Raw genomic sequence first — 13,116 nt, 5'->3', positions numbered from 1 at the left:
CAGGTGCAGTTCATGGACGCCGCGTATGACGACCTGTGGCCCGGACAGCGACGCACGGCCGGGGATTCCCTGACGCCTCCGTGAGGCGGGACCGCAGGTGAGATGTTCTTGCCGTGGCTGGTGTCCCCGTACTCGTGTGAGTGGCCCTGGCAAGGTTTCCGTGAAGCTGGGTGTGCCACCGTGCGCCGGTGACGCCCCGTCACGCGTAGCGACACTGTCAGCGAGTGTGATGACCTCGTACGAATCATGTCTCCGCACCTTGGTGCGGTGCGGGTGGAACGGGTGTGGGTGGCGGGCCGCGTGGTCCGCATCACGGCCTGCACCCGCGAGTCGACAGTGACGTGTCCGGACTGTGGTCGCGGTTCTGTGCGGGTGCACAGTCGCTATGGCCGGGCGCTGGCCGATGTCACTGTCGGAGGGCGCCCGGTGCTGATCGGGCTGTCGGTGCGGCGGCTGTTCTGTGACAGCCCGGCCTGTGGCCGACGGACGTTTGCCGAGCAGGTCGAGGGGTTGACGGTGCGCTATCAGCGACGCAGCCCGCTGCTGCAGCACCTGGTGGAGATGGCCGGAGTACTGCTCGCCGGCCGTGGCGGCGCCCGGCTGCTGCAGATCCTGATCTCGGCGTTGGAGGCACCCGCAGCGAACCGCTGCGCGGCCTCCAGCCGGATCCGCTCGCGAAACGCCTGCCGTTCAGGCGTCAGCCCACCACCCTGCGGATATCGCACACAACAGGCATACCGTGACGATCACACATCGTCAGCCCTCAACGACATCACACCACAAAGGTGAGTAACGGCACCCGTATCTCGACCTGTGTGTCATCGGCCCGCCGCCGCCCTACAGCTTCGTCGGCAGCCCCTAGTCCCAGCAGGCCGCAGGCGGCACCGCGGAAGCGTTCGGAGCGTGGCAGCCCAGCGGAATAACATAAGGAGTTGCGAAGCCTCAGGGACGGCGGACCCATTTGTTGTGGGGGATGTCTGTCGGGCCCGGCTCGGTTCAGCATGAGGCCATGCCTGGTGGAAGCGCGGCGCACGGATTCGAGTTCCGTGTCGCCAGCTCCGTCCCGGAGGCCGCCAAAGAAGCGTTCCCCGAGTGGAGGCTGTGGTGATCGGGAACCAGACGGTGTTCTACGGCGACGTCCTCGACGAGGCGCATCTGTTCGGCCTGCTGGCTCGTTTCCGGATGCGGGGTCTGCCGATCGTGGAAATGCGACCGCTCAACTCGGGTTGAGAGCCAGACGCAGGATCAGGCGCACGGTGCGGCGGGTGAATCAGGCGCTGGCCAGGCCGATGGCGGCGCCGGTGGCTACGTCGCTTGGACAGTGGGCGCGCTTTGCACCCGCTCGACCGCCACCATGCCGACCGGAACTGCACACACTGCGCTGGCGGCCGACCACGTGGGTGCCACCGCCGCGGTGAATGCCACCGCGGCGGCGGTGTGTCCCGAAGGGATGGTGGTGCCTGCGCCTCGGTGGCGAAGTTCGGCGCGACGCCTGAGCCATCTCCGCCTGGCGGCAGGCTGCAGGAGCGCCGGCCCGGGCTGCTCAGCCTGAGCCGGCATGACGTACCAGGGTGTCGAACAGGTTCTGCTGGGAAGGGTCTGAGGACGCGGTGTCCTCCGGGTGCCACTGCACGGCCGTGAACCAGCCTCGTGAGGAGGGCAGTTCGAGGGCTTCGACGGTGCCGTCCTCGGCGATGGCGGCCACGGCCAGGCCGTTGCCAAGGCGGTCAACCCGTTGGTGGTGGTAGCAGGATGCTTCGACCTTGTCGGCGCCCAGCGCTTGCGCCGTCCGCGTTCCTGGGCGGATCGCCACCGGGTGCAACAGATGGCGGTGCTCGTGGCCGGGGCCGCCCATGTCCTGGTGGAGGGTGCCGCCAAGGGCGACGTTGACGGCCTGGAGCCCGCGGCAGATCGCCAGCATCGGGAATCCCGACTTTAGGGCCACCCGGGCGACTTCTAGGTCGAAGGCGTCCTGGAGGGCGTCGACGTCGTAGACGGTGTCGTGGGTGTCGGTGGCGCTGTAGCGGTGCGGGGCGAGGTCTCCGCCGCCGGGGAGCAGGACGCCGTCGAAGCGGGCGAACCGGAGGGCGATGTCGGCCTCGGCTGGGTCGGTCGGGTGGATGCTCACCGGTTCGCCGCCGGCCCGCCAGACTGCTTTGATCAGGGCGCGGGCGTTGACCTCGGCGGCGTAGCGCAGTGCGGAGGTGGTGGCGGAGAAGCGGGCCGGGATGGCTATCAGCGGGCGGGTCACAGCTGGATCCACGTGGTTTTGAGTTCGGTGTACTTCTCCAGGGCGTGGGCGGACTTGTCGCGGCCGTTGCCGGACTGCTTCATGCCGCCGAAGGGGACGGTGAGATCGCCCTCCTCGTAGCAGTTGACCCAGACTGTGCCGGCCTTCAGCTTGCGGGAGACCTGGTGGGCGGTGGACAGGTCGGTGGTCCACAGGCCGGCGGCGAGGCCGTACTCGGTGGCGTTGGCCAGCCGTACCGCTTCGTCGAGGTCGTCGAAGGCAAGCACGGACAGGACGGGGCCGAAGATCTCCTCGCGGGCCAGCCGCATGCCGGGGTCCACGCGGTCGAAGACGGTGGGCTGGAGGAAGCTGCCGCCGGTGGCGGTCAGGGTGCGCTCGCTGCCGGTGCGCAGTCGGGCGCCCTCCGCCTGGCCGGTTGCGATGTGGTCGAGGACGCTGTCCAGGTGTGCTTCGGAGACCAGGGCGCCCATCTCTGTCGCCGGGTCGAGCGGGTCACCGACCCGGAGTTCCCGCGCCCGCCGGACGACGGCCTCGGTGACCTGCTCGGCAATCGAGGAGTGCACGAGGAGCCGGGAAGGCGCAGTGCACATCTCGCCCTGGTTGAAGAAGATGCCCCAGGCCGCGGTGGCAGCGGCCTTCTCCAGGTCGGGGGCGTCGGGGAGGACGATGTTGGGCGACTTGCCGCCCAGTTCCAGCCACACGCGCTTGAGGTTGGAGTCGGCCGCGTAGCGCAGGAAGTGGCGGCCGACGGCGGTGGAACCGGTGAAGGCCAGCACGTCGACGTCGGGGTGGATACCGAGGGCCCGTCCGGCGGTGGGTCCGTCTCCGGTGACGACGTTGAGGACGCCCGGGGGCAGTCCGGCCTCGGTGGCGATTCGCCCAAGGAGCAGGGCAGACAGCGGCGAGTTCTCCGACGGCTTGAGTACGACGGTGCAGCCCACGGCGAGGGCTGGGGCGACCTTCCAGCCGGCCAGGGTGAGGGGGAAGTTCCACGGTACGACCGCGCCGACCACGCCGGCCGGCTCCCGGGTGACGAGGGCGAGGGCGTCGGGGGAGGCGTGCGGGGACTCGTCGGTGAGCTTGTCAGCGAGTTGCCCGTACCAGCGGAACGTGTTGATGACGGCGCGCAGTTCGATGTCGTACGCGTCGGTGATGGGCTTGCCCATCTCCAGGCTGACCATGAGCGCCAGTTCCCCCCGTCGTTCTTCGAGGAATTCGGCGATCCGCAGGAGGAACCGGCCGCGCTCGGCGGGGGCCAGGAGTGGCCAGGGGCCGGAGTCGAAGGCGCGGCGTGCGGCCGCGACCGCGAGATCGACTTCGGCCTCGCCCGCGTCGGCCACGTGGGTGAGGATGTGGCCGTCCCGGGGTGCGACGACAGCGAACGTGGCGCCACTGCCGCTTTCGGTCCGGCCGTCGATGTGGTGCTGGGTGGGCAGGCGAAGTTCCTTGGCCTGCGTCAGCAGTTCTTCATGGGTGACGTTGCGCATGGGTGTCTCGGGCTGCCCCGTCACTCGGCGCCGGATGTGCCGGACTCCAGCAGTCGGCCGCCGTCCCAGACGACACCGACCTGGCGGTAGTACGCGGCGATCGGCTCGCGGATCTCCATGCGGGCTAGCTCCTCGGTGGGCGCTTCGAACAGCTCCAGCTCGGCGTCGCCGACCCAGGGCTGGCCGCCTTCGAAGGAGGCGGCGCCGGTCTCGATCAGCTCGTCCAGCGCGAGCCCCTTGCCCTTCTCAATGGACGGCAGCCAGCGGTGGTGGGCCATCGGATGGGCGTTGACGAACCCGTTCGTCTCCGCCGGCTCGCGCAGGGTCACCACGGCCTGCGCGAGCCGCCGGTCGGCGGCGGCGAGAGTGGCGCCGAACCGGGCCCCGGCCTCGATCCGAGGTGCCGGGCCGTAGGGGTGCGGGCGGGTCTGGTGGATGGAGCCGAGCTTCTTCGGGTAGCCCTGGTGCAGTCCGCGGGCGATGGCGAAGTCCTTGTCGACCCAGATATAGACGCAGCGGGTGTAGGTCCGGCCCTTGTACTGGCAGCGGACGACGGCGAAAGCCTCCTTGTACTGGGAGAGCACCGGGTCCAGCAGCTCGTCACCGGAGGCGGAGCAGGACTGCCAGTCGGCCCAGATCAGCGCCACCGCGCCGGAGTCCTCCTCGGCGAGCTCCAGCGGCTCGGGCAGCAGTTCCCGCACCCGGGCCGGGTCGGTGCGGTACTCGACGGTCAGCAGGTCGCCGGAGTAGCGCCACGGAGGGGAAGGGATCAGCGACGAGGCGCCCGTTGCCGTCTTGGGATGGAAGTAGCCACGGACATTGGCCATGTCGTCACGCTCCAGAGAGATCAGCAGGGCGGGGCACGCCACCTGCGGCAGACGCGGCGGGCGGAAGAAGGGGAAAAGGAAGAGGGGATACGCCGTCGCGTGAGGTTCGGATCGGACGCCCGGCTTACGGCTCACCACTGCCTGGGCCGCGGTGAGCCGGTGGCGCCGGGGGTGGTCATGAGCGGGCGAGCTGCTCCAGTCGCTGGTGCAGGTGCTCGGCATAGGTCTCGGATTCAGGTTTCATCAGCACGCTGCGCAGGATCCGCGCGCCGTCGGCGTCCGCGGTGACCTTCGGGTGGCGGGCGGTGAAGCGCTCGGCGCCGACGCGGAGGGTGCTGAGGAAGACCGGGTCTTGGCTGTCGGTCATGCCCTCCTGCAGGATCCGGTTGCTGGCCGCGTCGATCTCAGAGAGGGTGCGGCCGGCGGTTACCGGGAAGTAGCTGACGATGTCGAGGTGCGGGGGCTGGTAGAGCTCCAGGTGCTCGGAGCCCTCGATCAGTTCCGCCCAGCGCAGCGCTGCGCGCCGGCCGGCCGCCAGCACCTGGCCCAGCCCCTCGCGAGTGGGCGGCAGCAACTGGAAGGTGAGCCACAGCGCGGCAGCCGCCGCACCCGCCCGGGAGCACTCCAGGCTGATCTCACCCAGATGCAGTTCGTCGGAGGTGAAGTACGTGTACGGCGAGTCGTGCAGGTAGAACCGGCCGACGGAGGGATCGCGGAAGAGGACGGCGCCGCACCCGTAGGGCTGCAGACCGTGCTTGTGCGGGTCCACCACGATCGAATCGGCCTGGGCGACGGCCCGCCAGGGCGCAGCCAGCAGTCCCTCGGGACCGTCCGCACCTGCCAGGAGGGTGAAGAATCCGCCGTAGGCAGCGTCCACGTGGATCCGCACCCCGTACCGCTCACGCAGCTTCAGCGCCTCGTGGACCGGCTCGATCGCGCCGAGCCCGGTAGTACCGGTGGTGAGGACGACCGTGCCGACCTGCCCGCCGCGCAGCAGCTCCTCCAGCGCGTCCAGGTCCATGCGGCCGAGGTCGTCGGTGGGGACGGGGAAGCCCTCCATCCCGAGAACGCCGCACATCCGGCCGTGGGTGTAGTGGGCCTCGGTGCTGTAGGCGACCCCCTTGCCGGGGTGCAGTTCGCGGGCCACGAAGAGGGCTTCGAGGTTGGCGATGGTGCCGCTGGTGGTCAGGTGCCCCAGGTGGGTTTCGTAGCCGAACATCGTGGCCAGTTGCTGGATCACCTCACGCTCCATCGCGGCGGTGGCCGGCCCGCCGTCCAGGGCGTGGTTGTTGGGGTTGATCAGCATGGCGGTCAGGTAGCCAACCACGGCTGCCGGGTGCGGCGGCTTGAGCATCTGGCCCGCGTAGCGGGGGTGGCCGAAGGGATAGTTGTCCTTCAGCCGCTCGGTGAAGACCTCAAACGCGGCGGCGAACCGGCCGTCCTCGACGGCCAGCGCCGGGTGCGGGTCGAACGGGCCGAAGGTCTCGGCCCACTCGGCGTTCGACGCGACCGCCGCCGTCAGCCACTTTTTCAGATCCATCTCGTCACTCCTCGGTGATCTCGCGTGTCGGCGTGGCTCGGGCTCAGCGCTTGGGCGGGCGGATGCCACGGAACTCCCAGTCGCCGCCGAGAGCGGTCGACAGGACTTCCTCGGACTCGGTGGGCTGGGCACCGACGTCGGTACGGATGGCCGTCGGGCCGGTGACGATGTGGTTGGTGAGGCGGCCGAGGCCCTCGACCTCGACCTCGACGATGTCGCAGGGCTGGACGGGGCGTGAGTTGGCCGGGGTGCCGGAGAGCAGGACGTCGCCGGGGTGAAGGGTGATGGTACGTGCGATGTCGGCGACGAGGTAGTGCATGTCCCACGTCATCTCGTCGGTCGAGCCGTCCTGCACGACCTCCCCGTTGACGTAGGTGCGCAGCGCCTTGCCGTGGAAGTCCCAGTCGGTGACCAGGCCGGGGCCGAGTGGGCAGAGGGTGTCGGAGCCTTTGACGCGGAGCATGGAGCCGGCGTCGGTGTCGCGGAAGTCGTGCAGTCCGTAGTCGTTGGCAATGGTGTAGCCGGCGAGGTAGTCGCCTGCCTCGGCCGGGGAGATGTTGCGTGCCGTCCTGCCGATGACGATGGCGACCTCGCCCTCGTAGTTGAGCCACTTGCAGCCCGCAGGGCGGACGATCGCGCCCTGGTGGGAGTTGAGGGACGAGACCGGCTTGTGGAAGTAGGTGGGGGTGTCGGGCAGGCCGATCTGGAACTCGTCGACCCGGCTGCGGTGGTTGAGGTGGACGGCGATGACCTTGGACGGGACGACCGGTGGAAGATGGTGCGCCTCGTCGATCTTGACGCGGCGGCCGTCGCCGGCGACGAGTTCGTCGCCGTCGACGGTGACCTGGATGGCGGAGCCGTCGAGGAGGATGCGGCGGTACTCGGGCATGGTGGGGCTCCTAGAAACGGCTGTGCGGAGAGTGGGGGGACGGGGAGGCGGACAGGCCGGCGCCGGTCCAGCCGTCGGCCGGGCGGTCGAACCAGAGGTGGACCTGGCCGGTGCCGACGGAGTTCTCGTACTCGCCGTACTGGCGGGCCCTGGCCGTGCACGCGTGCTCGCCGAGGGCACCCGCCATCATCAGGTAGTGGAAGAACTTCGCCTCCGGCTTGAACTTCCAGAACTCGTCCATGGTGTCGAGGACCTTGTCGTGCCGGCCCTCCTTGAACCAGGCGATCCGCTCCTCGTCGGCTGCACGTGCCTGGGGGGTGAAAACGTGGGCCGGGTCGCTGTCCTCGTGGTCACGGATCTCGCGCAGCGGCCAGAAGGTGTGCGACAGGGCGCCGGAGGCGATCACGATGACCCGGCGGCCGGGGGTGGCGGCGATACCGTCCGCGAGTGCGCGGCCGAGGCGGATGTGGTCCTCCATGTCGCCGGTCTGGCAGACGCCGATGGTCACCCACCGCTTGTTGGGCAGTCCCTCGCCGAGGAACTTCCACAGGTTGATGGTGGCGTAGTAGATGGGCAGGTACGCGTCGTCGATCGGGGTAATGAAGGTGCCGTGCCTGTCGGCGAACGACGCGATGTTGTGGGCGAGTTCGGGATCGCCGGGGAAGTCGTACGGCATTCGGCACATGCCGCGCGGCAGTTCCTCGGAGGTGAAGAGGCCCGCCCGCCGGTCCTGCGCGGTCACGACGAACTCGACCGTGGTCGCCCAGTGGGAGTCGAGGACGACGACGGTGTCGTAGTCGTCGCGTTCGAAGACGTCCCGGCGGAGTTCTTCCAGGCCGGTGACGAGGGTGATCTCTTTGCCCTCGTTCAGCTCCAGCCGGTCGGCCTTGGGGAGCACGATGGTGGGGACGTGGGCGAGCAGGCCCGCCCCGACGATCTCACCCATGATTCTTCCATCCGTTCGGGGCGGTGACGGTGTTCTTCACGTCGCAGTAGAAGTCGAAGCTCCAGGTGCCGCCCTCCCGGCCGACCCCGGACTGCCGGGAACCACCGAACGGGGCCTGAAGGTCGCGGACGAAGAAGCAGTTGATCCACACCGTGCCCGCGACCAGTCGGGCGCTGACGCGTTCGGCGCGCTCCGGGGCACCGGTGGCGACGGTGGCGGCCAGCCCGAAGCGGGTGCCGTTGGCGAGGCGGACGGCTTCCTCCTCCGCGGTGAAGGTCTGCAGGGTCAGCACCGGACCGAAGACTTCCTCCTGCACGATCTCCGAGTCCTGGGCGACATCCGTGAGCAGGGTCGGCGCGTAATACTGGCCGTCCTTGCGGTGGCCGCCGATGACCGCGCGGGCCCCGGCCGCGAGCGCCCGCTGCACGAAGCCGTCGATCTTCTCCAGCTGGCGGGGGTGGATGTTGGGGCCGATGTCGGTGGCCTCGTCACGCGGGTCACCCTGCTTCAGTGCGCTCGCCTTCTCGACGAAGCGGCGCGTGAACTCCTCGGCGATCGACTCCTCGACCAGCAGCCGGGTGGCCGCCAGGCACACCTGCCCGGCGTTGTCGTACTGCTCCACTGCCAGGTCGACGGCGAGGTCCAGGTCGGCGTCGGCGAACACCAGCAGCGGTGACTTGCCGCCGAGTTCGAGGCTGAGCGGAGTCAGGTTGGCTGCGGCCGAGGCCGCGATCCGCTTGGCCGTGGGCACGGAGCCGGTGAAGCTGATGCGCCGTACGTCGGGGTGCGAGGTCAGCGCGTCACCGATCTCGGAGCCGTAACCATGCACGACATTCAGCACCCCGGCGGGGAGACCGGCTTCGGAGGCGATGTCCGCCAGCAGCGAGGCGGTCAAAGGGGACCACTCGGCCGGCTTGACGACCACCGTGTTGCCCGCGGCGAGGGCCGGGGCAACCTTCCAGGTGGCCAGCATCAGCGGGGCGTTCCACGGGGTGATCAGCACACAGGGGCCGGCCGGATCCCAGCTGACGTGGTTGGTGTGGCCCCGGGTCTCGAAGTCCTCATGATCCAGCTTTAGCAGCCAGTCGGCGAAGAAGCGGAAGTTGTGCGCGACGCGGGGCATGACGCCGCGGCGGTGGGAGCGGAGCAGGGCGCCGTTGTCGCACGTTTCGACGTTCGCCAGGTCCTCCAGCCGCTTCTCCACGCCATCGGCGATCGCGTGCAGGATCCGGGCGCGCTCGGCGCGGGAGGTGGCGGCCCAGTCAGGGAACGCGGCCTTCGCGGCGGCCACCGCGTCTGCAGCCTCCTTCGCGGTGCCCCGGGGGATCTCACCCAGAACGCTGCCGTCGATCGGCGAGATGTCGGTGAACGTCTCGGTGGAGGCGACGCGCTCGCCGCCGATCCAGTGCCGGGTGTCGACGGATACTCCGGCGACGACAGCTTCGGGATCGCGGGTCATGTCCCAACCTCCAGTTCGTTTGGCTCCAAATAAACAGGCAGGCGCTATGGGCGTCAAGAGGTGCCGGGCGATATATTTGGGCCCAAACGTTTGGGTGGGGATGCGCCCATCACGGCAGCGGCCTCCGGTAACCGGGAGCGCGCACACGCCACCTCTGACGATGAACGCGACGCCCGGAACCGGGCGCGCCGCGGGGCGGCCGGACCCCGGCGGCGCGGCTAGGAGCGCGGGCGGCGACCCGAGCGCCGCGGGGCCAGGTCCTCACCGGCCAGCAGCTCTCGCCGGCGCCGCTCGCCGTGCTCCTCGAGCCGACTGACGATGGCGCGCAGACTGTCGGCGAGCTGGAGGCACTGCTCGGAGCTGAGAGGGGCGGAGACGAACGCCTCCTCCGCGTTGAAAACCGGGAACAGCTCCTCCATGAGCTTCTCTCCTTCGGGGGTCAGGGAGAGCAGGACCCGGCGACGGTCCTCTGGGTGGGGGGAGCGGGCCACGAGGCCGCGCGGCTCGAGAGTGCGCGCGATGCCGGTCAGTGTCCCCTTGGCGATGCCCGCCTCCTCGGCCACCGACCGGGTCTCCGCCTCGCCCCAGATCCACAGCACCCACAGCACTACGAAGCTGGTCCACGTCAGCTCATGCGGACGCAGTACCGAATTCTCCAGATGGTTACGGACGGCTGCGGCGGCCCGGTGGATGTTGCCCACAGCGGCCATGGCCTCACGCTGCAGTGTCAGGCCGCCCAGCCGCTGCTGTATGGCCTGCTCGGTCTCGGTGATGGATCGACGAGGCCCGGGCACGGCTCCTCCTTCGCGTCGGGGCGACGCGGGGCCGCCGACATGTTCGTTTGCGGCCAAATGTATCCCGCAGTCACTCGACCGTCGTGGCCTTCCGGCATGGATGGAAGTGGGCAGATCTGCGTGACCCCCTTGTGGGCGGCGCATCGGACTCTTATCGTTTGGCATCAAATGATCGCCCCTGACGTCACCGGCCGGACACCAAGCCGCCATAAACTGCGCGGCCAAATCGGACAGAATCCAACTCATCGCCGCACCGCTGGAGCACCCCTTGAGCGCCCACACAGACCATCAGATCCGAGAGACGATGGAGACGCTGGACGCCAAGGGGATCGATGTCCTCCGCGTCGCCTACCCCGACCTGATGGGATCCGACCGCAGCCGGGACATCCTGCTGCACCATCTGCCGCACGCTGCCGGACACGGACTCGCCTTCAGCCGCGCCGTCTACCACACCGGCGCCCTGGGAGATCACTCCAACATCGCCGGCGGCCTCGAGGCCGGCATGCCGGACATCCTCGTGCGCCCGGACCTGGACACCGTCGTCCCGCTGCCGTGGGAGCCGAATGCGGCCTGGTGCATCGGCGACGTCCTCGACCCGGCCACCGGCCAGAGCGTGCCCGAATCGCCCAGGGACCTGCTGCGCCAGGTCCTCACCCGCCTGAACGACGCGGGCCTGACCGCACTCGTGGGCCCTGAACTGGAATACGTCCTGCTCGAGCCGGACGCCGACGCGTCCACCGGATGGCGTCGCTACGCCCCCGCCCCGGGCAACGTCTACACCACCGGCCGCCGGGCCGACCCGGACGGACACCTCCTGCGCACAGCGCGTGCCCTGCACGCTCTCGGCCTGGACGTCAGCGGCGGCAACCGCGAGTTCGACGGCGGGCAGTTCGAGATCAACCTGAACCACTCGGAGGCCTTGGACGCCGCGGACCGTGCCTTCCGGTTCAAGGCCGCGGTTAAGGAACTCGCCCGCGCCGAGGGCCGGCTGGCGACGTTCATGGCCAAGCCGTTCAACGACGGCGGTGGTTCCGGATTCCACCTGCACGTCTCCCTCGTCGACGCGGACAGGGCCAATGTCTTCGACGCCCCCCACGAGGTCCACCGCCTCTCAGCCACGGCCCGTCACGCCCTGGCCGGCGTCCTCTCTCACGCGCCCGCCCTGTCGGCACTGCTCAACCCCACCGTCAACTCCTACAAGCGGTTCGGCCCCAACACCACTGCCCCCTGGCTGATCAACTGGGGCCTGGACAACCGCAACACGATGGTGCGCATTCCGCCGGAGCGCGGTGCCGCCTCCCGTTTGGAGGTCCGCCTTGGTGACGCCACCGCCAACCCCTACCTCGCCATCGCCGGGCTTCTGGCCGCCATCCACCTCGGCATCACCACTGCCACCGAGCCCCCCGCTCCGGTGACCGGCCACGCCGCAGACATCGGCGCCGCGGCCGAGCTGCCCACCGACCTCGGCCAGGCCCTCGACGCCCTGCAGGCCGACGACCAGCTCATCGATATCCTCGGCAAGTCCTTCGTCGACGCCTTCCTCACCTTCAAGCGCGACGAACTCGCCCGCTTCCACAAGTACGTCACGGATTGGGAGTTCCGCGAGTATGCCCAGATCGACTGACAGCCCCACATGCCTGGCTCGACCACTACGGTTCCGCGACCCCGCTCGTCGCCCTGCCCTCCTTCACCTGCGGTTCCGCAGACCGCCCTTCGCCGCAGCGCAGCCTCCGCATGCCTTTCGCGGCCTTCTCCTGCCCCGCCGCACTGCGCGGGCCGGGCCCTTCGCCGAACCCCGCCGCACGTGCCCAACATGCCTCGGATGGGGTGGGGTGCTTACTGCTGGGCCGTGTCTTCAAAAGATCTTGAGTGGTGGATCGTGATCGGGTGATACGTCGCCATGAACTGTCCGATGCCGAGTTCGTCGGACCGCTGCTGCCGGTGTCCCTGCGGGGCCGGAAGCGGCTGGACGACCGCAAGGTGATCAACAGGATGGTGTGGAGGTTCCGCACCGGGACGGCCTGACGGGACGTGCCGGAGCCGTACGGCCCGTGGGCCACGCTGCGCACCCGCTTTCGCCGATGGGCTCTGGACTGCACCTTCGAGCGCATGCTCCGGGCCGCCCAGGCGCACGCCGACGCGGCCGGGGACATCAACTGGCTGGTGTCGGTCGACTCCACCCTCGTCCGAGCCCACCAGCACGCCGCCCGAGCCCGAAAACGGGGCCCGCAGCCCCGGCCTCGGACGCTCCCGAAGCGGCATGACCAGCAAAATCCACATGGCCTGCGACAGTGTCGGCCGCCCGCTCGCCTTCACGCTCACGGGCGGCAACACCAACGACTGCACCCAGTTCACCGCCGCGATGGAAGCGATACGAGTGCCCCGCATCGGACCCGGACGGCCCCACACCCGGCCCGCACACGTGCCGGGGCGACAAGGGCTACAGCTCCCGGGCCATCCGCACCTGGCTGCAACGGCACGGCATCAGCCGCACCATCCCCGAGCGGGCCGACCAGGTCCGCAACCGTCTCCGACGCGGCAGCCGAGGCGGGCGCCCGCGGCCTTCGACAAGCAGCTCTACAAGCGTCGCAACGTGGTGGAACGGTGCTTCAACGGCCTGAAGCAGTGGCGCGGCGTCGCTACCCGCTACGACAAGACCGCCGAGTCCTACCAGGCAGCCGTCCCCTCTGCCAGACGGTCTCCACGGCCTCGGGAAGGCCCTTGAGTCCGTCGCAGACCAGCATCAGGACGTCGTCCAGGCCGCGGTTCTTCAGCTCGGTGAACACGTGCCGCAGTACTTCGCGCCCTCGCAGCCGTCGCCGGCCCAGATGCCGAGGATGTCGCGGGTGCCGTCCACGGTCACGGCCATCACCACGTACATCGGACGGTTCGCGACCTGGCCGTCCCTGATCTTGGTTCTGTC

At 69.4% G+C, this 13,116-nt stretch carries 12 protein-coding genes and 3 pseudogenes; 5 read left to right on the top strand and 10 right to left on the bottom strand.

The annotated features are described in order from the left end of the window. Positions 1 to 246 precede the first annotated feature (246 nt). Positions 247 to 453, top strand: a pseudogene (locus ACZ7L0_RS29555) (transposase family protein); the annotation flags it as partial. Positions 454 to 614: 161 nt separating this feature from the next. Here ACZ7L0_RS29555 and ACZ7L0_RS29550 read toward each other — a convergent pair. Beyond that, positions 615 to 725 (bottom strand): annotated as a pseudogene (locus tag ACZ7L0_RS29550) (IS630 family transposase); the annotation flags it as partial. A gap of 379 nt (positions 726 to 1,104) precedes the next feature. Between ACZ7L0_RS29550 and ACZ7L0_RS29545 the strand changes: the two are divergent. Beyond that, entirely contained in the window at positions 1,105 to 1,230 is a 126-nt protein-coding gene (locus ACZ7L0_RS29545) for a hypothetical protein (protein ID WP_471245551.1), read from the top strand. Between the two features lie 313 nt (positions 1,231 to 1,543). Here the strand turns inward: ACZ7L0_RS29545 and ACZ7L0_RS29540 are convergent, their stop codons facing one another. The 8 genes from ACZ7L0_RS29540 to ACZ7L0_RS29505 all read right to left on the bottom strand — a co-directional run bounded on the left by ACZ7L0_RS29540 (position 1,544) and on the right by ACZ7L0_RS29505 (position 10,193). Then, on the bottom strand, positions 1,544 to 2,251 hold the full coding sequence (locus tag ACZ7L0_RS29540) for a gamma-glutamyl-gamma-aminobutyrate hydrolase family protein (RefSeq protein ID WP_471245550.1): 708 nt from the start codon (positions 2,249 to 2,251) through the stop codon (positions 1,544 to 1,546). Beyond that, a complete protein-coding gene (locus ACZ7L0_RS29535) occupies positions 2,248 to 3,738 on the bottom strand; it encodes an aldehyde dehydrogenase (protein WP_471245568.1) in 1,491 nt (496 codons plus the stop codon). Before ACZ7L0_RS29535 ends, ACZ7L0_RS29540 begins: the two co-directional genes overlap by 4 nt. A 20-nt stretch (positions 3,739 to 3,758) precedes the next feature. Beyond that, the gene (locus ACZ7L0_RS29530; RefSeq protein WP_471245549.1) at positions 3,759 to 4,565 is read right to left on the bottom strand and encodes an acetoacetate decarboxylase family protein; all 807 of its coding nucleotides are present in this window, start codon (positions 4,563 to 4,565) and stop codon (positions 3,759 to 3,761) included. 175 nt (positions 4,566 to 4,740) lie between these two features. Next, a complete protein-coding gene (locus tag ACZ7L0_RS29525) occupies positions 4,741 to 6,105 on the bottom strand; it encodes a pyridoxal phosphate-dependent decarboxylase family protein (protein WP_471245548.1) in 1,365 nt (454 codons plus the stop codon). Positions 6,106 to 6,148: 43 nt separating this feature from the next. After that, positions 6,149 to 6,994 carry a fumarylacetoacetate hydrolase family protein gene (locus tag ACZ7L0_RS29520; protein WP_471245547.1) on the bottom strand — a complete coding sequence of 282 codons (846 nt, stop codon included), beginning with the start codon at positions 6,992 to 6,994 and terminating at the stop codon, positions 6,149 to 6,151. 10 nt (positions 6,995 to 7,004) lie between these two features. Beyond that, the gene (locus tag ACZ7L0_RS29515) at positions 7,005 to 7,940 is read right to left on the bottom strand and encodes a 3,4-dihydroxyphenylacetate 2,3-dioxygenase (protein ID WP_471245546.1); all 936 of its coding nucleotides are present in this window, start codon (positions 7,938 to 7,940) and stop codon (positions 7,005 to 7,007) included. Next, positions 7,933 to 9,399 carry an aldehyde dehydrogenase gene (locus ACZ7L0_RS29510; protein WP_471245545.1) on the bottom strand — a complete coding sequence of 489 codons (1,467 nt, stop codon included), beginning with the start codon at positions 9,397 to 9,399 and terminating at the stop codon, positions 7,933 to 7,935. Before ACZ7L0_RS29510 ends, ACZ7L0_RS29515 begins: the two co-directional genes overlap by 8 nt. 218 nt (positions 9,400 to 9,617) lie before the next feature. Further along, positions 9,618 to 10,193: a MarR family winged helix-turn-helix transcriptional regulator gene (locus ACZ7L0_RS29505; protein WP_471245544.1), complete on the bottom strand. Its 576-nt coding sequence runs from the start codon at positions 10,191 to 10,193 to the stop codon at positions 9,618 to 9,620. A gap of 268 nt (positions 10,194 to 10,461) precedes the next feature. On the opposite strand from ACZ7L0_RS29505, the gene ACZ7L0_RS29500 reads away from it, so the two are divergent. From ACZ7L0_RS29500 to ACZ7L0_RS29490, 3 genes are all read left to right on the top strand, one after another. Next, a complete protein-coding gene (locus tag ACZ7L0_RS29500; protein WP_471245543.1) occupies positions 10,462 to 11,817 on the top strand; it encodes a glutamine synthetase family protein in 1,356 nt (451 codons plus the stop codon). A 263-nt stretch (positions 11,818 to 12,080) separates the two neighbouring features. Next, a complete protein-coding gene (locus tag ACZ7L0_RS29495) occupies positions 12,081 to 12,218 on the top strand; it encodes a transposase (RefSeq protein WP_471245542.1) in 138 nt (45 codons plus the stop codon). A 235-nt stretch (positions 12,219 to 12,453) separates the two neighbouring features. Beyond that, entirely contained in the window at positions 12,454 to 12,918 is a 465-nt protein-coding gene (locus ACZ7L0_RS29490; protein WP_471245541.1) for a transposase, read from the top strand. Here the strand turns inward: ACZ7L0_RS29490 and ACZ7L0_RS29485 are convergent. Then, positions 12,884 to 13,107: pseudogene (locus tag ACZ7L0_RS29485) on the bottom strand (transposase); the annotation flags it as partial. The gene ACZ7L0_RS29490 and the pseudogene ACZ7L0_RS29485 overlap by 35 nt on opposite strands. Positions 13,108 to 13,116: the final 9 nt, after the last annotated feature.

It is taken from the genome of Streptomyces sp. NPDC039424 (genome assembly GCF_055639495.1).
The sequence above is the reverse complement of the archived record's forward strand: the minus strand, read 5'-3'. Positions and strand labels throughout refer to the sequence as shown.